The sequence below is a fragment of the Alteromonas sp. I10 genome (assembly GCF_003201515.1).
Classification (GTDB): domain Bacteria; phylum Pseudomonadota; class Gammaproteobacteria; order Enterobacterales; family Alteromonadaceae; genus Alteromonas; species Alteromonas macleodii.
In genome coordinates this window covers 22,921-44,410 of the sequence record NZ_QJJN01000007.1, presented here as the reverse complement: position 1 = coordinate 44,410, position 21,490 = coordinate 22,921, and the positions used below count along the sequence as shown (strand labels likewise).

The 21,490-nt window shown below is 43.6% G+C and carries 20 protein-coding genes; 7 read left to right on the top strand and 13 right to left on the bottom strand.

All coding sequences use genetic code 11. The features are described 5' to 3' along the window. Positions 1-107: 107 nt before the first annotated feature. Positions 108-1,112: an ATP-dependent 6-phosphofructokinase gene (locus BZA03_RS13960; RefSeq protein ID WP_110289095.1), complete on the top strand. Its 1,005-nt coding sequence runs from the start codon at positions 108-110 to the stop codon at positions 1,110-1,112. A gap of 112 nt (positions 1,113-1,224) precedes the next feature. Here BZA03_RS13960 and BZA03_RS13955 read toward each other — a convergent pair whose 3' ends face one another. The 4 genes from BZA03_RS13955 to BZA03_RS13940 all read right to left on the bottom strand — a co-directional run bounded on the left by BZA03_RS13955 (position 1,225) and on the right by BZA03_RS13940 (position 4,480). Further along, positions 1,225-2,052 (bottom strand): LytTR family DNA-binding domain-containing protein, encoded by an 828-nt coding sequence (locus BZA03_RS13955; protein ID WP_014949507.1) that lies wholly within the window; start codon positions 2,050-2,052, stop codon positions 1,225-1,227. Position 2,053: 1 nt separating this feature from the next. Further along, on the bottom strand, positions 2,054-3,127 hold the full coding sequence (locus BZA03_RS13950) for a sensor histidine kinase (protein ID WP_014949506.1): 1,074 nt from the start codon (positions 3,125-3,127) through the stop codon (positions 2,054-2,056). A gap of 147 nt (positions 3,128-3,274) precedes the next feature. Beyond that, complete coding sequence (locus tag BZA03_RS13945) at positions 3,275-3,736, bottom strand: DUF962 domain-containing protein (RefSeq protein WP_014949505.1); 462 nt, start codon at positions 3,734-3,736, stop codon at positions 3,275-3,277. Positions 3,737-3,796: 60 nt separating this feature from the next. Next, the gene (locus BZA03_RS13940; protein ID WP_014949504.1) at positions 3,797-4,480 is read right to left on the bottom strand and encodes a PilZ domain-containing protein; all 684 of its coding nucleotides are present in this window, start codon (positions 4,478-4,480) and stop codon (positions 3,797-3,799) included. 192 nt (positions 4,481-4,672) lie between these two features. On the opposite strand from BZA03_RS13940, the gene BZA03_RS13935 reads away from it, so the two are divergent. Beyond that, on the top strand, positions 4,673-6,499 hold the full coding sequence (locus BZA03_RS13935; protein WP_110289094.1) for a M61 family metallopeptidase: 1,827 nt from the start codon (positions 4,673-4,675) through the stop codon (positions 6,497-6,499). A gap of 96 nt (positions 6,500-6,595) precedes the next feature. Here the strand turns inward: BZA03_RS13935 and BZA03_RS13930 are convergent, their stop codons facing one another. The 3 genes from BZA03_RS13930 to yejK form a co-directional block, all read right to left on the bottom strand. Beyond that, the gene (locus BZA03_RS13930) at positions 6,596-7,504 is read right to left on the bottom strand and encodes a M23 family metallopeptidase (RefSeq protein WP_110289093.1); all 909 of its coding nucleotides are present in this window, start codon (positions 7,502-7,504) and stop codon (positions 6,596-6,598) included. Between the two features lie 38 nt (positions 7,505-7,542). Further along, on the bottom strand, positions 7,543-8,418 hold the full coding sequence (locus BZA03_RS13925; protein ID WP_110289092.1) for a 6-carboxytetrahydropterin synthase: 876 nt from the start codon (positions 8,416-8,418) through the stop codon (positions 7,543-7,545). A 66-nt stretch (positions 8,419-8,484) separates the two neighbouring features. Then, the gene (gene yejK / locus BZA03_RS13920; RefSeq protein ID WP_110289091.1) at positions 8,485-9,591 is read right to left on the bottom strand and encodes a nucleoid-associated protein YejK; all 1,107 of its coding nucleotides are present in this window, start codon (positions 9,589-9,591) and stop codon (positions 8,485-8,487) included. Between the two features lie 159 nt (positions 9,592-9,750). On the opposite strand from yejK, the gene BZA03_RS13915 reads away from it, so the two are divergent. Together BZA03_RS13915 and BZA03_RS13910 are read left to right on the top strand one after the other, a co-directional pair. After that, entirely contained in the window at positions 9,751-9,969 is a 219-nt protein-coding gene (locus tag BZA03_RS13915) for a DUF1414 domain-containing protein (RefSeq protein ID WP_014949499.1), read from the top strand. Between the two features lie 8 nt (positions 9,970-9,977). Then, the gene (locus tag BZA03_RS13910; RefSeq protein WP_110289090.1) at positions 9,978-11,504 is read left to right on the top strand and encodes a DUF3413 domain-containing protein; all 1,527 of its coding nucleotides are present in this window, start codon (positions 9,978-9,980) and stop codon (positions 11,502-11,504) included. 345 nt (positions 11,505-11,849) lie between these two features. Here BZA03_RS13910 and BZA03_RS13905 read toward each other — a convergent pair whose 3' ends face one another. From BZA03_RS13905 to BZA03_RS13895, 3 genes are all read right to left on the bottom strand, one after another. Beyond that, a complete protein-coding gene (locus BZA03_RS13905) occupies positions 11,850-12,698 on the bottom strand; it encodes a putative RNA methyltransferase (RefSeq protein ID WP_110289089.1) in 849 nt (282 codons plus the stop codon). A 136-nt stretch (positions 12,699-12,834) separates the two neighbouring features. Continuing rightward, entirely contained in the window at positions 12,835-13,965 is a 1,131-nt protein-coding gene (locus BZA03_RS13900) for an enoyl-CoA hydratase/isomerase family protein (protein ID WP_110289088.1), read from the bottom strand. Between the two features lie 59 nt (positions 13,966-14,024). Further along, positions 14,025-15,179, bottom strand: a complete 1,155-nt coding sequence (locus tag BZA03_RS13895; protein ID WP_110289087.1) for an acyl-CoA dehydrogenase family protein — start codon at positions 15,177-15,179, stop codon at positions 14,025-14,027. A gap of 258 nt (positions 15,180-15,437) precedes the next feature. On the opposite strand from BZA03_RS13895, the gene BZA03_RS13890 reads away from it, so the two are divergent. Next, entirely contained in the window at positions 15,438-17,021 is a 1,584-nt protein-coding gene (locus tag BZA03_RS13890) for a response regulator (protein WP_110289183.1), read from the top strand. 145 nt (positions 17,022-17,166) lie between these two features. Here BZA03_RS13890 and BZA03_RS13885 read toward each other — a convergent pair whose 3' ends face one another. Further along, a complete protein-coding gene (locus BZA03_RS13885; protein WP_110289086.1) occupies positions 17,167-18,042 on the bottom strand; it encodes an NAD(P)-dependent oxidoreductase in 876 nt (291 codons plus the stop codon). Positions 18,043-18,130: 88 nt separating this feature from the next. On the opposite strand from BZA03_RS13885, the gene BZA03_RS13880 reads away from it, so the two are divergent. Together BZA03_RS13880 and BZA03_RS13875 are read left to right on the top strand one after the other, a co-directional pair. Then, positions 18,131-18,616 carry a glutathione peroxidase gene (locus BZA03_RS13880; RefSeq protein ID WP_061094989.1) on the top strand — a complete coding sequence of 162 codons (486 nt, stop codon included), beginning with the start codon at positions 18,131-18,133 and terminating at the stop codon, positions 18,614-18,616. A gap of 174 nt (positions 18,617-18,790) precedes the next feature. Then, positions 18,791-19,831 (top strand): 2-hydroxyacid dehydrogenase, encoded by a 1,041-nt coding sequence (locus tag BZA03_RS13875; protein WP_110289085.1) that lies wholly within the window; start codon positions 18,791-18,793, stop codon positions 19,829-19,831. A 94-nt stretch (positions 19,832-19,925) separates the two neighbouring features. On the opposite strand, the gene BZA03_RS13870 is transcribed toward BZA03_RS13875, so the two are convergent. Both BZA03_RS13870 and BZA03_RS13865 read right to left on the bottom strand, forming a co-directional pair. Continuing rightward, the gene (locus BZA03_RS13870; RefSeq protein ID WP_110289084.1) at positions 19,926-20,672 is read right to left on the bottom strand and encodes a methyltransferase; all 747 of its coding nucleotides are present in this window, start codon (positions 20,670-20,672) and stop codon (positions 19,926-19,928) included. A 15-nt stretch (positions 20,673-20,687) separates the two neighbouring features. Next, the gene (locus BZA03_RS13865) at positions 20,688-21,449 is read right to left on the bottom strand and encodes a Nif3-like dinuclear metal center hexameric protein (protein ID WP_110289083.1); all 762 of its coding nucleotides are present in this window, start codon (positions 21,447-21,449) and stop codon (positions 20,688-20,690) included. Positions 21,450-21,490 lie beyond the last annotated feature (41 nt).

Here is a 21,490-nt window from a genome sequence, read left to right as displayed (position 1 = left end):
GAATTTTACTTTGATATTACGCAATAAATATCCGCAATAGAGAACTTTACGTTGCACAGCCTTTACTCTACTTTAATGGCATTGCCTGTAAAAAGAAGGACTTTAATGTGTCAAAACGTGTCGCAATTTTAACCTCTGGTGGCGACGCCCCAGGTATGAATGCATGTATACGTGCCGCAATTATTGCGTGTCAGAAAGCTAATTTTAGCTTGCTTGGCTACAAGCACGGCTACAACGGATTACTACAGCAAGAGTTTATTCCTCTATCTCTTGATTCAACGCACAATCTTATCCAGCAAGGCGGCACCATACTACACAGCGCAAGGTGTAAAGAATTTAAAAATCGTGAAGGGCTTATAAAAGCGGCTGATAACTTGAGACAGGCCGAGATCGACACACTTATTGTAATCGGTGGTGACGGATCTTTTCGCGGCGCAGCAAAGTTGAGCGAACTATGGGATGGCCAGATTCTTGGTATTCCGGGAACAATTGATAACGATATAGCGGGTACTGATGCGACTATAGGCTACTTTACCGCAATAGATACCGCCATGAGTTCTATCGATAAAGTTCGTGATACAGCTGATGCGTTCGAACGTATTTTCCTTGTAGAAGTAATGGGTCGCAATGCTGGCTTTTTAGCATTAAATGGTGCCCTTTCCGCTGCGGCTGACTATGTAGTTGTTCCTGAGTTTTTTGAATCCGCTGAGACTGAAATCAAAAAGATCGTAAACCAGATCAAAGCGCAGCGTGCTTTGAAAGGGCCCGTCAGTTTTATTGTTGTAGTAGCTGAAAACGTTTGGCCTAATGGCTTAACAGGATTAACCGAAGCTTTGCAGTATCACAATATCAACGACGTTAGGCCAGTAACCTTGGGACATGTCCAACGTGGCGGCTCGCCGGTAGCACAGGACCGACTACTCGCCACTACTCTTGGCGAATTCGCCATAAGCTTAGTAGGAAGCGACGTCACCAACATAATGGTTGGTGAAGTTAATCAGCGCCCTATTACCGTACCCCTATCCAAAACTTGGGAAGAAACAAAGCCTCTCAATCAAGCCCGGGTTGACGCTATGCGTACCCTAATGAACGAAAGATACAGCTGCGACTAAGTAAGATGGTTCAGACGCTGTTTAACTTGAAACTTTCATAGATTGTAAAAAACAAAAAAGGCGGTGCTTTATAATAAAACACCGCCTTTTAGTACTTCATGCTCAAGCTTCTTTACATCTTCATTGCCGCTTTCACTTTATCACGATGACTGCGACTCACTTTAAGTTCTGTATCATTTTGAAGTATTAAATGATATTCGCCACTAATATGGCTCACTAACTTTTTAACAAAACGGATATTAGCAATAGCTGAACGGTGCACTCGAACAAAGAACTGTGGGTTGAGTTCCTGCTCAAGTTCTTTCATGGTTTTGCGCATTATATGCATGCCATCCAGTGCGTGAACGCACATATAATCACCTGCAGCATCAATCCATTGAATGTCTTGAACGTTTACGCGCGTTACTTCTGAGCCATCTTTAATAGCCAATACATCTGGGTATGGATTGGTTTCAACCGGCTCACCATTAGCTAACTTGCGTAAAATCTCTTCGCAATCATCGCCAGTAAGTTCAGCAACAAGGCTTACTAATTTTTGTGACTGCTCATCTTGATGCTGAGTTGAGTAATATTCACGTACTTTGTTTAACGCCGCACCTAAGCGCTCGTCGTCTGCTGGCTTTAACAGATAATCTAAAGCATGCACGTCAAATGCTTTTATTGCGTAGCTGTCATAAGCAGTTACGAAAACGATCATGGGAATGGGCTGTTTCAGTTCGCGCAACTTGTGAATAACCTGAAAGCCGTTTAAGCCAGGCATTTGAATATCTAAAAACACCAAATCTGGACGATGTTGAGAAATGCTACTTACAGCCTCCAGGCCGTTCTGACACTCTGCAAGCACCTGCACATCATCATGACGCTCTAACCTGGCACGAAGGCCCTTGCGTGCTAAAGGTTCGTCGTCCACTACAATGGTTTTAATCACTTGCTTTGTCATGTTATACGTCCTTAACTTCATAGGGAATGCGTATTCTAACTCGCACGCCTGAAGGCTGATTGTGTTCTATAGAGAATGCAAAATTACGATGATAGAGGGATTGCAAACGCTCTTTTATATTGGCTAGGCCTACGCCGTTTTCTCGACTAAGTGTTCCGTCTTTGATATCTGCACCAGGGCCGTTATCGGCAACATCCATTAACAAATCATTGCCAAATGTACGTGCCGTAATCGCTATACGACCACCATTTTCCATCTTAGATATGGCGTGCTTTATTGAGTTTTCAATAATGGGCTGCAAGATCATGCTCGGCACAAGTGCACTTTCACACCCTTCATCGATGTCCCATAGTACTTCTAGACGATCGTCAAAACGTACCTTCTCTATCTCTAGATAGAGTCGTAATGCCTTTATTTCCTGACCTAGCGGTACTCGCTTTATCGGGTCGTTGTCTAATGAATAACGTAGAAAGTCACTCAAACGCGACACCATCGCTTCTGCTGTGTCGTTCTCTTTTAAAAGAATAAGGGTTGAGATAGCGTTAAGCGTATTGAAGAGAAAATGCGGGTTGAGTTGATAGCGCAACATCTTTATGTGAGCTTGGTGCGCCATGGTACTCGCCTTTAGCGCGTTCTGCTTCTCTTTTTGAAGCATTTGGAAGTTCTTGATGCCAAAGTACACACCACTCCAACACCCCACCATTATAAGCGAGTTAATAGTGTTGGTAAAATACATATACCATTCGTCTGGCCGATATCCGTGCTTGTAGATTTCCCAGTAGTTAATGTTTTTTACCACGGCCCATAGCAAAGCAATTAAGTAGCACGACACAATCACTATGATGATCATGTTGAGCGGTGATTGCTTTCTTGCCCATCGATAGATGTAGCGAAGCGGAATGGTTAGCAACCATCCTGCATATGCATTAAGCATGATGATGAAAACCCAAATGGGTCGAACATCATGGAGAAAAGATCCGATGTAATAAATTATTGCGAACCCTGCCCAGCCTGCACTGTGCAATGTCCAAAATAAACGTTCATTACTTTCTATTACACGCTGAAAGCGACTCACAATATTACCAATTTAAAAACTTATAAGAAGATTATACGCAAGCCTTGCCACGACCCAAGCGCCTTGGTCGTGCCCCTTATGCTTCTTGTCGCAGGGCAAAATCTTGAAATTAGACATGTTTTGGCTATATAAATTCGCTGATTAAGCTCAGTAACTGATATTCATTCTTTTCAGCCAGTGCACCCACCACCAGGCTGGGCCAACCAGCAAGAAGCGCAAATCGTCAAAAAACGAAGGCTTTTTGCCCTCGATATGATGGCCAATAAACTGCAAAATCCACATAACGACAAACAGTACAAGAGAAAATAACCATACTGAGATACTGAAGTGGTCTAGGGTATTAACTGCACCGAAACACAGTATGGTTAAGAGGGTCATTGCAGCCCCAATCGGACCAGACAACATAAAATAATAATACAATACGGGAACCGCTATGATATGCGCCCACGTTATATCGAACTGCGCTATCATTTCAGGTACCGGCAAACTCCACAGCAAACCTATCGTTACAAAATAGATGCTGGGTACGGCAATAGCATGGATGATAACGTTGGTCTTGTTTTGGTGGCTTTCACCGTACTGCATTAAAAGTCGCTCAATACTTCTCATGTAGATCCCCTTAGCCTGTTATTTTGATTATTATCTAAAGAGCACCCAACTATTGTTTTCCTACGTTAACAATGTGTGTCGGGACAACAGCGTTTTTATCAATTTTTCTTCACAGGTAAAGGCGAGCCCATAATAAACCACATCACTATCAAGCTTATGATTTTTAACTTTTGCAGTAAGCGCTACTTCTTTACCGTCCAACGAATAGTTTAGCTTAACCTCAGCTTCATCGAGCATTACCGGCCAATTTGGCTTGACCTGTAACGCTACTTTGCACCCTTTTTCACTTAAATCTATGATGATCCCCGTTACGTTTTCGTCACTGGGATAAACGTCAGCTTCTAACGTTACTGAAACGCCAAGTTGAGCACGCTTTACAGCGCGAAGCCCTATACTTTCAATACGTTTCGGAAAGGTTGTAATAAGTAAGCCTGATGGCTTGGAAAGCAATTTGAGTACTTTCACTTTAAACGCAATAACCTGGCCAGTATCGCCCTCAAGCACAGAACGCACCACGATATCGTTGCCAACAGTCAGAGCATCCCTAACGGTAATCCACTTCGCCGATGTTGGAATATGAAAAAGCAAACATTCATCAATAAGCATGCCTATGTAGTCAGTCTTCACACGCTTTGGCGCTGCAGGCATAGCAATTTGTAAATCTACTGTATCGCCGGGTACCAGCGTACGCAACGATTCCAAATTATCTTCGCTTAGTAAATTGCTTTGTATTTTTTCAGCCATTTGTATTTGTTATTGCTGGATTTAATGTCATTTAACTCAATGTACGCATCAAACAAAAACTTATCAATACTACGATTGAAAACCATGTTCAATAAACGTAAAAATTGCCCCTTAGTAGCAGGCAATCTATTGGGATTAACTCAATAGGTTGATATAGTTGAGAGATAGTTTTGCTTATCTTTTCGGACGCTTATGACCTCTGCTCTTCGCTATACGTTAACTATTTCCAATTGGCGTGCCCATCAATTTACTGTCGCGCTGCAAATACCTGAGCATTCTGGCTCATCAATTGAGCTTAGCCTTCCAAGCTGGATCCCGGGAAGCTACATGGTGCGCGATTTTGCCAAAAGCATTATCGAGCTAACTGCAAACACTTCTGAAGGTCATAGTACTGAAAATGTTGGCGATAGAAGCGTTTATAGCCTTTCGGTAAATAAGCTCGATAAACAAACTTGGCGTATAGACACATTTGGAAAACCATGTACGGTCGTTTACTCGGTTTATGCCAACGACTTATCTATTCGCTCTGCTTTTATAAACGACCAATATGCGTTTATAAATGGCACCAGTGCGTTTCTAAACGTTTCCGGCTTCGAGAATGTGCCGTGTGAGGTGGACATTGAGCTTAACGACAGCGATTCGACAATCGCAGAATGGAAGGCTTATACGTCAATGCCTTCTCGATGTGAAAGCACAAGCCCGTCTCGGTGGCACTTCGTTGAAAAAAATTACGATGAGCTCATTGATCATCCCATTTATGTGGGCATTGCAGACACTCACAGCTTTGAGGTTGACGGCGTTACGTTTACGTTACTTTTCTCTGGTAACAACAATATTGATTATGAGCGCATAGCAAATGACTTAACGCCAATTTGCAAGCACCACCTAGATTTGTTTGGTGCTCCACAACCTATTAATAACTACCTGTTTATGACGCTGCTTGCCGACAATGGGTTTGGCGGTTTAGAGCATAAGTATTCTACTGCCCTTCTTTACCCTCGCTTCGACCTTCCTCAAGTTGGTGAAAGTGAGAAAAAAACCGACAGCTACATCACATTCTTAAGTCTGTGCAGCCATGAGTTTTTCCACACATGGCATGTTAAGCGCATTAAACCTAGCGTAATGGTGAAACCAGACTTATCTCAGGAAACGTACACGAACCAGCTGTGGATTTATGAAGGCTTTACCAGTTTCTATGATGACGTCACCCTTGCTAGAGCCGGCGTTATTGAACCACAGAAATACCTCGATATTGTTGCGCAAAATGTCAGTCGACTTTTGCAAAACGCAGGTCGCTTTAAACAAAGTGTAGCAGAAAGTAGCTTCGACGCATGGACAAAGTTTTATAAGCAAGACGCAAGCGCTACTAACAATATTGTCAGTTATTACACAAAGGGTGGCATTATCGCCCTTGGGTTAGATTTACTCCTTCGTAAGCAGTCAAACGAACAAGTGAATTTAGATACCTTGATGCAGTTATTGTGGAAACACTATGGCGTGGATGAAAAAGGTACGCCTGATGACGTGATCCAAAATCTATGTACAACGCATTTTGGCATTGATGTTTCAGAATACTTAAATCGCGTGGTGTATGGCACAGACGATGTAGAATTGGCTTCGTTAGTATCTGAAATGGGCGTTAACTATGCGGTTCGTGCTCGCGTGTCAGTTGAAGATAAAGGCGGTGCCTCCTCGCTGTCTGCTATTAAAAATCAGCTTGGCGCCACGTTAAAGCCAGCTACCTTCGGACTTACGGTAATGCAGGTATTTGAGGGTCTTGCCGCAATGAAGGCAGGTGTTCTTTTAAACGATGTCATCATTGGGTTAGACGGTCATATCGTCAATGCCCAGAAGCTTCAGCGCCTATTAGATAATGCCCAAACGTCGCAGGTGGAGTTAACGCTTATTCGAGACGGGCGGCTTCTAACCCTGCCTCTTGAGGTAACTCAGGCAAGAAAAGAAATGGCTTACTTTGAAATCACTGATGAAGAAAAGCTTAATCAGTGGCTGGGGAAATAACTCCGCCCTGTAGCGTAAAAACTAAAAAGGCGCTTTGAGAGTTTACCTGAAAGCGCCTTTTTCTTTATGACTGTTAAAACTAAATCAAATTAATGGTTACTCTTCGGGAGACCCCGAAATGATAGTCTGTGGGTCTAAACGAGTGTTTCCCAAATTAATACGCCAATCCAGATGCGGGCCTGTAGAGCGCCCTGTTGAACCTATCGTTCCAATCTGCTCTCCTTGCTTGACGGTTTCACCCACTTCTACCGTTATAGTATCCATATGAAGAAACGTTGAAAACACGCGCATGCCGTGGTCGAGAATCAAGGTGTTACCCGAATAATAGAGATCATCAGCCATTGTTACCACACCATCAACAGGTGCATACACAGGCGTGCCCGTTTCATTGGCGATGTCCAAACCATAATGCGGCCATTTCGGCACGCCATTTAGAATGCGCTGACTACCGTAAACACCAGAAATAACGCCTTTCGCAGGCCACTCAAACCGGGTGAATAATGCATCTAAATCAGTATTACCGCTTCGCGCGTTAGCTACGTTGATATTGTCTTGCTTAATACGCGCCGTCACTTCTGCTGGCGGAGAAACCATTTTTTGCTCTAGCCCGTCAATTCGCTGAATGTTGTATTCGCGTTTTTCAAGGGTAATGTCTCGCTGCCACTTTTGGCCGTTGTCTAATTTTACAACCAACGTTTGCTGCAGTGGCGCTTCCCGTTCAAAGCCAACAACAAATTTTCCGTCTTTGTTGGTTTGAACAGTTTCGCCATTAAGCGTTACTTTGGCCCCAGCGGGAGCTTGCCCGCGCAGTAAGGCACCTTGCGTAAACTTACCGTTCAACACAACGTTTACTTGCTCTTGACTAGGTAACGCTTCGTTTTGGCCGTTTAACTCTACATCTGCGTAAGCAAATGGCATAGAGGCAACTGTGCTAATTGCCACTACACAACTCATTACACGAGATAGTGCGCTATGCAATGTGTTTTTTGAAAGCGTGAATGCCATAGATGTTTCCTTTCCCTATAACGAGCTGTGGTCGAATGTTAACCCTTTACTGTGGCGCCTTTACCTACGCCCTCATAAGCGATAACTTGGCAAACGCCATCAGGCGTGCGTTTCTTCTGCTCTTCAAGCAGATACTGCGCCAAACACTCAACTGTAGAGTCGGTTTCGATGACTTCACAATCTGACTTAGGAATTAATAGTTCAAAATAGCCCTGTGACGACTCGTAAGCAAAACAGTAGTAATCCGCTTCATTTGAAACTTGACCTTTAAGCTTTCTGTCGCTGTACGCTATTTCGTCTTCACGGGTGGCTATATAGATGTCGGCCCAACGGTCAGCCCAATACTGCTGACTTTCAACACACACTTTGCCGTCAAGCATAATATCGATTCGCGAACGGTGACCGTGCGCTATGCGCTGACAATTACCGTCGTGCTTTTTAAGCCCGTGGGTATAGTGATAATACGGAGAATTAATGACTTCTTCACGTAAATGCAGCGTAATGTTTTCAACGTTTTCTGGAAGATGAGTCGCCAATACTTCTTTTAAGTAAACGCCAACAGATTCCATGTTTATCTCATCAGAATAAACAAATGCATAAGCTTCAGCGGGGCAATGTAGCATGATGCTACGCCCATCAATGCAGGTAAAGCGCGCTTCTACCTGTTCAGAATCGTCGTCGTGAATAACCTCTGAACCGCTGTATTCAGCAGGTACAAGCAACTTGTGATCAACATATTCGTCGATTAGTCGCTTTAAGTTCTTTTTCACGTGACCAAAGTCTTGAACCATGCTCTCTTCGTTGAGCTCACCGTCCAAAATCACATCGACAATCCAGCTTTCCCCTACCATGCCGCGTTTTGGGCAAAGGTAAGAGAAGTCCATCACTGTCAAATCATTTACAAATAATTGCATAACACCCTTGAATCGAGTTTATATTCTACTAACTAGTATACGTTTTTTATCTTTGCTTCGCAGCGACTAGTCCATTGAAGATTGGCGATTAAGCTGATCTTTTAAATTAGGTGGAATTCCACGGATTGTTAGCGTATCCGTAGCTGGGTCGTAAAATACCCGATCGCCCATTAGTTTGCGTTCGAAGCTAAGCGATATACCACCGCCCTGACCGGTAAATTTAGCAAGTTGTTTCAGCGCTGCAGGGTCTGGCTGAATTTCTTTTTCAAGCGGTACTTCCATAGATTGTGTGAACGCAGAAAAGTTACTGCTAGTTTCTTCATTTTGTGGAAGTCGGTTAGCCAGTTCATCTACCGATAAACTCTCGCCCGCATCAATCTTTTCTTTAAAGTATGATTTAACTTCTTCTCTATGCTGGTGCTGCTCTTGCGGGTCTAGTGACTCACTGGCTAGGTAGGCATCGACCGTAGAAATCAGTTGTTTATTTTGCTGTTTAACATCAACCAGCTCTTCGCAGCCTACAAACTGCATAAAGAAGTCTGATACCTTACGTCCCATTCTACCTTTAATAAAACTAACGTAACGCTGCTGCTCTGGCTGAATATCCCACTGAGTTAAATCGAACCGCACAGCGAGCTGCATTTTTGCTAAATCTAAGTGTTCACGCGCAGAAAGATCCAAAGAGTTTGTCACTTCAACGTGCGAGCGAGTATTTAACAATGCAATCATCAAATACTGTGTGGCTAAATACTCATACTGGCAGAAAATAAGAAAACCGGTCTCAACCGTACCTGTTTCTGCCAAAGTGCGAACTAAGCGATTGGTCGCTGATACCGAAAACGCATGGAATGCATCTTCAACGTTATCACCCGCCGCTTTGTGGATATCCATGTATTGCCTAAGACCTTCCGCAAACTCAGCCACGTTTTCGGTGCTTTTTTGCGTCGTCGCTTCGCCTTCTTCGTTTTCCACTTTTGTTTCACGGGTAACTTCCGTCACGAAGTGGCCAACCCCTTTTCCGGGTTTAGCATTGAAACTGTGGTTTATTTGATGGGCAAGAAGCTCGATTTCCGGAGTAACAGCTAAGCAGTTGTCACGTGGAATAGCTTCAATTTTCTCTTCTTTGTTTACAATCAAACGATGTACAACAAAGTGATGAATCAGTGCACTCATAGAGTATCGGGTGTCCTGTTGCTTAAAAAGTGTCAGAAATATCCAAAGAATTGCGGGATTTTAGAATGAATGATTGTACTCACTCAAACAACGATTATAATCATTTTACGTGTAAAACCATTCTTTTTATCAAAGAAATCATAAAAAAGAGGCGTAGCAATGCCCCAACAGAGCCGCTATAGCAACGACGAATTCGAAACGCTAATGAATAACGTTATTCTAACCCTTGAAGAAGGCGGTGCAAACCGTGATCTTTCACTTATGGTGTTAGGAAATGTCATTACGCACATTTTAAATACTCAGGTAGCCCCTGAAAATCGCGAAGCCATGGCAACGCAATTTGCCGACGTACTCAAGAAAAGCGTTAAAAATAGCTAAGGGATTGCATGATACTTGCCGAATCACCTCGTCGCCAGCGTGTTACTAAACTGGTAAATTGGGGGCATTGGTTTGCCTTGGCGAACATTATCATCGCCATAGTTATTGCCTCGATTTTTGTTTTCTCATCACCTATGCCTGGCACAGGTGTCGGCACCTTGTATCTTCTAGCCAACTGGTTCGGTCATATTGGTTTTATGACCTTTTTTGGCTTTGTTATTTTTATCCTCCCTCTTTGCTACTTGGTTAACAACCCCAGAGTCATAAAGGTCAGCGCGTCTATTATTGCAGCTGTGGGGCTAGCGCTCTTGGCTTTCGATGCGTTGCTATTTAATCGCACAGGCTTCCATATTAGCTTTCACGCCGCTGACTTACTGCGCAGTGAAGCTCAGTCAACAATGGCGATAGAAAGCTGGCAACAGTGGGCATTTTTATTTCTTCTGTTTATCGTTTGGCTTGGCTTCCAGTTGGTCTTAGCCAATGCAATCTGGAAACGTGTTGAACGCTTCACACGCCATAAAGTGGGCATCCCTGTTACTACATTTTTTGTCAGCTGTTTTGTTACCAGTCACGCTATACACGTGTGGGCTGATGCCAAGTTGTATCAACCTATCATCAAGCAGGACAACATGTTTCCGCTTTCTTATCCTGCGACTGCTAAAACGACGATGTCGCGTTATGGCTTGCTTGACTTAGCGGCTTATGAAGAACGAAAACAACTTCAGTTCAACCCCGATATTCACAATATCACTTACCCAGCCGAGCCGGTTTATTGTTCTATTGAAACTAATAGAAACTTAACCGTGGTTGTCCAGACTGATAACGAACAGGCGGTGGACTTAAGTAACATTAAGCGCAACACCTTAAACAAAGTAGCCAATTACTATTCGACGGCCAGTAGCATAGAAGGCTTAATGACTGCAACGCTATTTGGTGTTCCCGAAATATACCAAGACGCTTTATCTCAAAAGCGTCCGGTGTTATTAGCGCTTCCATTGGGGTCTGGCATGCCGGTCTCTATTCACAGCGATGAAGCGTTACCGTTGCCTCAATTAGCGGGATATTTGCAACCACTGAGCAACAATCATGATGGTTTGCATATTGCGTTTTTGAAGAGTGCTGATATCGAAAGCTATGTGAAAAACACGTTAGCGCGCAAACACGATGTGATTGTAGCAACTGGCTTTGGTAGCGAAAGTGGCAAAGGCACGCTGTACAGTACCCTTAAACTGAATGCTAGCTTAGCCAGCACGGAAGATTTAGCGCCTACTATTTTAGGAGCATTGGGGTGCAACGCCCCTGCTACGTTTTATTCTACTGGCCAAAGCTTACTTTCTCCTTCAAGACCATGGCTAGTTAGCACCTCTGGTGAACGCATTGTTGTGTTCCATGACAATAAGCGTACTGACGTACTTAGTAACGGCAGCTATGAAATAAGCGACATGGCAACCGGCAAGCGCAGTAAAGAAGCGCTAAATGTCGATTTATTGAGTCAGGCTATTAAACACCTATCACGATTCTCAACACAGAATTAAAATTCTGGCGGCAGACTAAGGAAAGTCTGCCGCTAAGCGCTTCGGTGTTAAGTACAACTACCCAAAATAGGTTACGCATAACCACCCATCTGATTGTTTTGCAAAAATAATCTAGAAAGCCAGCACTTAACGAAACACCGGCCCAAACGGGTTCTCGCAACACACTGTGTTAAGGACGCAAACTAATAAAGACTATAGTTTTAGGCCATCTAGCTAGAGGTGTGGATGTCTACCCACCATTGAATCCGATGGGTAATCCACTATACCTGCGGTAACACGCCGCGATTACGAACATTTTAACTCTCGCTGAGTGGGTAATTGATCTATGCGGACTGGTATTAGATATTACTGTGGTGTTTTTTGCCATAGCTGAATATGGAAGTCTGCAGTTACGCTTTTCAACGTTTCAACAATCTCATCGATTTTGCCGTTTGGCAGTTTCCAGTAAAACGGCGTCATTCTGATAAGTGCCAGCGCATGTTCTTCGCTTTCGAAATGGATAGGAAAGGAAAAACATTCATTGTAAACCCGTGTAAGCCCATCTCGTTCTTGGTTGTCGATTTCATGCTGTCTTGGATTGTCGTACACCTGCTGTTTAAGCTCAAACAGGTGTTCAGGCGCTGGATCGACCGTCACTAAAAGGCCATTGTTTTTAAGAGCCCTCACATATTCTTCATTACTCCCAGGTGCGAAAACTTGAATCATCACGTCTTGCGAGTTACCGCTTAGGGGTAAATCGAAACTGCTAGCAACAACGAACTGTGATTGTTTGTACGCTTTAGCTGCCAGCTCTACTGCGATTTTGGCGATATCGCTACCTGCTCCTTCAACCTTTAAACCACTCGCTGAAAGTCCTTGTACCATCGCATCCAAGTAACTCCCCTCACCACAACCCGCGTCATAAACCTTTATGGCATTCTTTGATGCTTCTTCATTGGCTGCCGTTTCATTTAGTACCTTTTCCACCAGCACCACTAATTTATCTTTCAACGGCTTATAGGCATTTAATTGATGGAATTCCCTTCTGGCTCTCACCATTGCTTTGTCGTCACCCGGAAGTTTCGATTTTTTAAATTGAACAGGCAAAAGGTTAACGTAACCAGATTTCGCTTTATCGAAGGTATGGTTATTTTCGCAGCGAATAGGCGTTGTATGTAATGAGATAGGGAGTTTACAAAGTGGGCAGTGCCACATGACAGGTTCTTTTTACTGAGAATTTGCCGTAAAGGATATCAAACCCGACACCTTTACGGCAATAAGCGTAACAACATCACCCGCCGAGTTAACACTAATACTGGGCGCTTTCGTGCTTATTTGGAGAACTTTTACACTACAACTTTGCCAATGGATGTTGCTCTTCAGCCCATGGCGAAGTGAAGAAATGTGCTATTGCGCTTTGCGGCACTTCATCTACTGTTTTGTATTTCCACTGTGGTGACATGTCTTTATCAATCAAAAGCGCTCTTACCCCCTCTTGGAACTCACCACTTTCTCCACATCGACAGGACATATCAGCTTCCATTCTAAAACAGTCAGCCAACGTCATATTCGCACCTTTCTTACATTGCTCGAACACCAAATGCATAGTGATAGGAGAACCTTTGGCTAGAGTGCTTTGCGCTCTCTGTAACCACTTATTCTCACTCATGTCTGCGTTAAGAATGGCATGAACTACGTCGGTAACATTGTCAGCCGAACACAAGTCATTAATAAGTGCCATATTCGGCTCAACGTTGCCATTGGGAAGTTCTTCAGGCGTTTTCATTGTGTCGATAATGTGCGAAACACTAGAAGCCAAACTTTCGCTGTCGGTCTTTTCCCACGTGTATTCTACAAGGGTATTAAGCAAAGTGTCTTTTTCGGTACTCGCCAGCAAACTGTCTGCAAGCCCTACAAAGCAAGCATCGGAGCCATTCATTTGACCGCCTGTTAAACCTAGGAAGAGACCTGCTTTTCCTGGTAAGCGAGGTAGAAAATAGCTTCCGCCTACGTCCGGGTACAAACCTATCGTAATTTCCGGCATAGCAAGACGAGAGGTTTCGGTTACTATTCGATGGCTTGCACCGCATAGAAGCCCCATGCCACCGCCCATAACAATTCCACTGCCCCATACAACAATGGGCTTACTGTAATTGTGAATAGTATAATCTAGCGTGTACTCAGTTTCGAAAAATGTTTCCAAAAAAGCTGGAATTTGCCCATTAGCTTCCACCATCGATTTGTACATAGACACTATGTCACCACCGGCGCAAAATGCTTTCTCGCCAGCAGCATCGATCACAACAGCTACGATATCGTTGCGAGACTGCCATTGCTGAAGCGCGTCAAGCATGATGCCAGCCATTTCCAAATCCAATGCATTTAATGCCTTTGGCTTGTTAAGCGTTAAACGGCCTATTGTGTAGTCGTTGCTAGACGTCTTGATTTCATCAACAATGACTACCGATTCCACATCTGTCATTTTCACTCCTTCCCATAGTCCATTAAATCGTGCCTGAATTAGTTCGTTAGAGAAGTGTACTACAGTACACTTCTCTCATCTGACAGCAAACGTCTACCAATGATAACGCGCATAATTTCATTGGTGCCTTCTAATATTTGATGTACGCGAACATCTCTGAAGTGACGCTCCAACGGATATTCTTTGATATAACCGTACCCGCCGTGTAGCTGAAGGGCATCGTTACATACATTGAAGCCAACATCTGTCGCGAACCTTTTCGCCATAGCGCAATAGGTGGTTTTGTCTGGGTCGTTATTATCCAGCTTACAAGCCGCCATACGTACCATTTGTCTCGCTGCAACAAGTTCAGTAGCCATATCAGCTAATTTAAACTGTAATGCCTGGAAACCTGCAATAGGTTTACCAAACTGCTCACGTTCATTCATGTAGTCACGCGCAACGTTTAGCGCCTGCTGTGCAGTTCCTACCGAGCAAGTTGCAATATTAATTCGGCCGCCATCAAGCCCTTGCATGGCCATTTTAAAGCCTTGTCCTTCCTCGCCAAGTAACCAACTAGCATCTAATTTCACGTTATCGAACGTGATCATACGAGTGGGCTGTGCATTCCACCCCATTTTTTCTTCGGCTTTACCGTACTCAATTCCGTCGGCGTTAGCCGGAACCGCGAATGCAGATACGCCCTTAGGACCATCTTTCCCTGTACGCGCCATTACAACAAGAACATCCGTACTGCCAGCACCAGAGATAAACACCTTAGACCCGTTTAGGACATACCCACCGTCAGCTTTCGTCGCCTTTGTTTTAAGCGACGCTGCATCAGAACCTGCGCCAGGCTCGGTTAGGCAATATGATGCCAGCTTGTCACCGGTTACCAGTTGGTCACACCACATATCTTTAACTTCACTGGTGCCCCAAGTGGCAATCATCCACGTTGCCATGTTATGTATGGTTAACATAGCTGTAGTCGTGGTACATCCCATTGAAAGCTGCTCGAAGATTATGGAGGAATCGAGCCTAGATAAACCCAGCCCACCTGCACTCTCAGGCGCATACAATCCACAGAAGCCTAATTCACCCGCTTTCTTTATTGCTTCTACTGGGAAGTGATGTTCTCTATCCCACATAGCGGCGTTAGGTGCTAGCTCTTGCTGAGCGAATTGACGGGCGGTGTCTTCAAAGGCTAACTGGTCATCGGTTAATTCAAAATTCATTAGGCATACCCTCAATTGATTTGCTTTTGGACTACAATAACCAATACTTACCCCTTACGTAAACGTAAAGGTAAATTATTATTTAAAAACATTGAGGGTTAACGTAAATATTTTGTGACGAGAAATACTATTTCTCTATAGATTCCAGCACGAAGCAAAAAAAGTTATCCTTTTTAATAATGCACTTTTATCTCGCCGCTGATAAGCTAGGTTGATGTAAGTAAACCTTGTTTGGTCGCCGTGGAATTCAGAATAGCTATAGTAGAAGACAATGCTACTGCTCGAACTGCGCTTCGAGGACATTTGATGTCAATTGCTAACTTATCGGTAAGCAGCTTTGCGTCTGGTGTAGAACTGAAAGCGGCACTTAAAAAGCAAAACTTTGAACTCCTGTTAATGGACTATCACCTAGGTCAAGGCAAAACAGGCGTGGAATGGATCCAGAGTTTAAGAGAGGCAGGCTTTATAAGACCTAGCACAGGCATTATTTTCTTAACGTCTGATCGCTCACCGCAAATTATTGGCCGTATAATGGATTTACAGCCTGACGTTTTGCTTATTAAGCCATACACCATTGCTTCACTAACCCGCCAAATTAACCATTACTTAAGTTATCGAGACTTTGTTAAAAACGTATTGCACGCGCTGGATAACAAACAACTTGACCGAGCAATTAGTGTCGTTAGAGCCAAGATCACCGAAGGCATTCCTCCTCGGCTTGTTGCTGAAATTAGAAAGCTTTATGCGCGTCTTCTTTTCGAGAATGGTGATTTACAACGAGCGTTGAGTATTTATGACGACGTGTTAACCCGCTCTGACAAAGTCCTTTGGGCACAATGGGGAAAAGTAAAGTGCCAGTACGCTTCGGGTCAATGGCCACATTGCAAAAGCCATTTGAGCCAAATGGTTAACTCTAGCTTGGCTCGAGACAAGGCATTTGAATGGCTTGCATCCATATCATTTGAACAAGATTCCTACGATCAAGTAGAAAAATACTTAAATGAAATTAAGTTTAGTGAATTAAGCCTACCGGCTGCAAAGTTAAAAACCATTGCCTATCAAAAGCAGGACAAGGTTGTAGAAGCCATCGATCTCTTACAGAAGAAACGGGCTATGCATCGCAGTGCAAAAGACAGGTTCAATGACTTTACGTTTGAGCTCGCTGAGTTCTATTTGTTTCTTGCAGAAGAGTCGCCTGAAACCAATAGAAAAGAAAGCTTGTCTCAGGCTAGAAAATTAGTAGGCATTGCCGGAAGAAGTCAGGGCGACCCGCAGACTTTACAAAAAAGAGACTACCTTCTGGCTTTCTCGGCTGTCCTGGACGGCGACTTAGAAAAAGCAGTACATTTGCTTGAAAGCGACTACGTCGACAACTACCTTCGCACTGAGCCGTCTATCCTCGTTATTGCCGCAAAAGTACATCACGGTCTTGGAGATGAACGCAAAGCTGGTGAGTTACTCTTGATGGCTAAGCGCAAAAACGCAGAGTTACAAGCTATTTCAGAACAGGTTATGAATGACGAGCTGATTTTTTCGGGTGGAGAAAGGTTAGGTTTAAATCACGAACAGGCCATTTCTATAAACGAGGCCGGCACACAACTCTTTATCGAAGGCTTATTCAACAAGGCAATGAGGCATTTTTATGATGCTTTCCAACTCTCCCCCGATACCGCAGCATTTGGCTTAAACCTTCTTCAGTGCATGATTGAGTCAGACGCAGGTGTTTACCGAAAATTTAACGTCAGACAGCTACTCGACAAGATAATGTCACTCCCCTTGAATGACGTTAACAAGGCCCGTTTGGAACAGCTTACGCTATCTGCTCAAGAACAGGCGCTGTAATGTTTAATTAGCAAATGACTAAAGTAACATCCATAACCTGCGTTATGGATAACAACGCACCGCTTCCAGAACGCCACTGTTTTTCGCTGTTTAGTACATTTTATTGTAAACCAGCGGGCCTTTTATTCTTGTTAGTCTGTTAGCGTTATTTTAGTCGGGTAAGCAAACTCGATGTATCCCAACGGCCGCCACCAAGCTTTTGAACATCTGCATAATATTGATCAACAAGTGCCGTAAGCGCCAAAGTCGAGCCGTTCTTACGCGCTTCATCCAATGCAATGCTTAAGTCTTTACGCATCCAATCAACAGCAAAACCAAAATCAAAGCTGTTATTTAGCATCGTGCTGGCTCTGTTTTCCATCTGCCACGACTGAGCTGCGCCTTTGCTAATAACATCGACAACCGCATTACAATCAAGCCCAGCACGCTGGCCAAAATGTAGTGCTTCAGCCAAGCCTTGTACAATGCCGGCAATACAAATCTGATTCATCATTTTTGCTAGTTGACCGCTGCCACTCTTACCAAGTAGCTGACTGTGTCGTGCATAATGTGCCATTACCGGCTCAACCGTGCTGTATACGTCTTCATCGCCGCCCACCATAACGGTCAGCTGCCCGTTCTCAGCCCCAGCCTGGCCACCAGAAACCGGTGCATCCAAGAAGCAAACTTGCTTATCTTGGCAGCTTTTATATAGTTCTCTGGCAATATCTGCTGATGCAGTCGTATGATCGACCAGCACACTGCCCGTCTTCATCACTGCTAACGCCTGTGTGCCCACATCTCTTACATCATTGTCGTTACCCACACACATAAATACGATGTCAGCGCCTTCACACGCCTGCGCAACGGTATTGCTAGCACTGACTTTAGCGTCGCCAGTGTTATAGGTTGTTAGCCAATCCTGTGCCTTTTGAGAGGTACGATTATAAACAGTGACCGAATAGCCAGCTTTGCTCAAGTGCCCTGCCATAGGATAGCCCATTACACCCAAGCCCAAAAAACTTACTTTCAAATTACTCATACAAAATATACTCTAGATACTTAACAAAGATGGTTGGATTACCTAAGAGTAACAGACTTAACAACAACAAAAATATAGGAAAATAATTTTGGCGCTCTATGAACACGCTATTACGTTGAACAACGGTGAACAAACTACCCTTGAACAATACAAGGGTAAGGTATTACTTATTGTTAATACGGCAAGCAAATGTGGCTTTACTCCTCAATACGAAGGACTAGAGTCGCTCTATAAAAAGTACAACGATAAGGGCTTTGAAATTTTAGGGTTTCCCTGCGATCAGTTCGGACATCAAGAGCCAGGTAGCGACGAAGATATTGCGCAATTTTGTAGCCTTAATTTTGGCGTTTCATTCCCATTATTTAAGAAAACAAATGTAAATGGTCCAGATGCCAATCCGCTCTTTGAGGAATTGAAAAACGAAGCCCCCGGTCTTCTTGGCACAAAACGTATAAAATGGAACTTCACTAAGTTCTTAGTTAATGCTCAAGGCAAGGTGCTAAAACGTTATGCACCTACTGTAAAACCAGAAGCCATTGAAAAAGACATCGCTAAGCTTTTATCAGCGAATTAGTACGCTTTGCAGTTTAGATAGCCGCCGGCATGGCGGCAGTGAACGAGCGTTTTGAAATATACCTAATGCGTTAGTGCTCAATACATCCCGCTAGATTTATTGATCTACATCTATGTAGTTTGTATGTGAATGTGGTAATTTTTTGCCGTCTAAGTGACTTAACTGGGTACTAAAATGAATACCTCTGCACCTAAAAAAGCGCACGATAACCTCAGCGACCAACAACACAAAAACATCGCTTTTTTTAGTACTCGCTCTTATGAACACGCTCTGTTTTCTGAATTGCTGGAAACATTAAACGGTGCTAGTTACAAAACCATCAATGCCACATTTTTTGAGCACCCACTGAACGCTTCAACCGCAGCGAGTTGCAGTGGATTCAGCGATGTTGTTGTATTTGTAAATGACGACATTAATAGGAAAACCATTGAAGTTCTAAAACACTGTGGGGTTAAACATATTGCGCTTCGATGTGCTGGCTTCAACAATGTTGATGTGGATGCAGCAGCAAAGGCAGGTATCACTGTAAGCCGCGTACCCGCTTATAGCCCTGAAACCGTAGCTGAACATACAATTGCGCTAATCCTTACGTTAAACCGAAAAACACATAAAGCATACAACCGAGTACGCGAAGGCAACTTCAATCTTGGAGGATTGATGGGCTTTACGCTTCACGGTAAAACCGTAGGGGTAATTGGCACAGGAAAGATTGGGCAAGCTGTTATTCGCATACTATTGGGGTTTGGATGTCATGTGCTTTGCTTCGATCCGCATCCAAATAGTGATGTAACCGCAATGGGAGCCCATTATGTAACGCTCAATGAACTACTTGAAAAAAGCGTTATTGTTACCCTGCACTGCCCGCTCAACGAACAGAGTCATCATATAATCAATGCGAAGAGTATTGATAAAATGCCTCAAGGCGTCATGCTAATTAATACGTCAAGAGGCGGGCTTGTCGATGACAATGCCATCATTAAAGGGCTTAAGTCGAAAAAAATTGGATATTTAGGGCTAGATGTCTACGAAAGAGAATCCGAACTGTTTTTTAACGATCATTCGCAAGACATAATTCAGGATGATATTTTTCAGCGCTTAACTACGTTTCCGAACGTTTTAATAACGGGCCACCAAGGGTTCTTCACGCTCGAAGCCTTAGAGGAAATCGCAAAAATCACGGTCAATAATATTATGACGGGTGAGAACGCGCTCTAAGGCGTCACTACAACTATCTACGTATTAGCGCGCTCGTAACCCTATGTAGTCCGCCACGTAAATATCCCAACAAACTCTTTTTTACTGGCTTTTTCTATTTCTCTTTTTCTAGAATCAGCTGAAAATATTTTCCTAACCAAAGGTAAGGCGCTTGCCTATGATACTGCCGCTCTAGCGCAAGTAAGTCATCAAATTTGCTGCTTTGATGGGTTATATCTCGCATGTAATCATGGAAACAACGAATGCCTGCTTTTTCGATAATTTTGAAACCCAATGATTCACAATGTTCAACCACGCGGGTTGCACTTAACGGCTGTTTTGGATTCAGTCTAACTTGTTTTTTAACTTTCATCCCTTTCGCGATGTAATCAAAGTTTCCGTAGATAGCATTGGCAAACAAATTCGCATCTTGGTTGAAAAAGCTTAGGCTTAAACGGGACCCTGGCTTCATGTTCTTATACATAAAATCGATAGCATCAAAGGGCGCATCCAGCCACTCTAAAACCGCATGGCAAATCACTAAATCAAAACTGTCTAAATCCTCAATCTGCTGCAAATATTGATGCCTAATTGTAATATTTGGTGCATCTGCAAGTAGTGTCTCAGCTTGTTTAAGTACATCCTTCGACGCGTCAGTTAACACAACAGAATACCCTTTAGAAGCAATATGCGCTGTCATCACACCTGTACCCCCGCCTATTTCAATAGCGCGAACAGGCGTGGTTAAATAAGGCTCGAGAACATCACATAACAAGGTGTGCCTGAGCTTCCCCTTAGTAGTGCCATATATATTGCTTGAGAATTTTTCTGCAATACCATCGAAGATACGATCGTTATTCATATACTAAAGTCATCGCTAAGCAGGATTGTCAATATCAATAAACTCGACAGGCACGTCGAATTGCTGCCCAATGTGCTCTCCTAAGGATTTCACACCGTAGCGTTCAGTAGCATGATGACCAGCAGCAAAAAAAGTTATCCCCATTTCCCTTGCCGTGTGTACAGTTTGTTCAGACACTTCTCCGGTAATAAATGCATCGACGCCCAGTTCAACCGCTTGTTCGATGAACCCTTGTCCACCTCCCGTGCACCAAGCAAGCTTCGATATAGGTTTTGATACAGGCCCCTCAATCAGCACGTCTCTCCCCAGCAACTTCTGTAATTTAACCTGTAACGCTGACCCTTCAATTTCTTCTTCAAAATTTCCGTGCATAACAACGCCAACAGGCTTCACACCGCTCACCGCACTTATATTTTGAATGCCTAATAGCGATGCAAGTTGTCGGTTGTTGCCAAATTCAGGGTGTACATCCAGTGGAAGGTGATAAGCAAACAAATTGATATCATTTGACAGTAGCGCTTGAAGGCGGCGCTTTTTCATGCCCGCAATCACTTGTGACTCACCTTTCCAAAAATAACCATGGTGAACAATTAGCGCATCTGCCTTAGCTTCTATGGCGGCATCAACGAGTGCTTGTGACGCAGTTACACCGGTAACTATCTTCTCAATTTTACTTGCGCCCTCTATCTGTAATCCATTGGGGCAATAATCACTGATCTCGCTAACCCTTAACATTCCATCAAGATAATTTTGTAGTTCTAGGCGGGTAATAGACACAAGTCCTCCGGTTGAAAGTTAGACAAATTGTTCAAAAAACG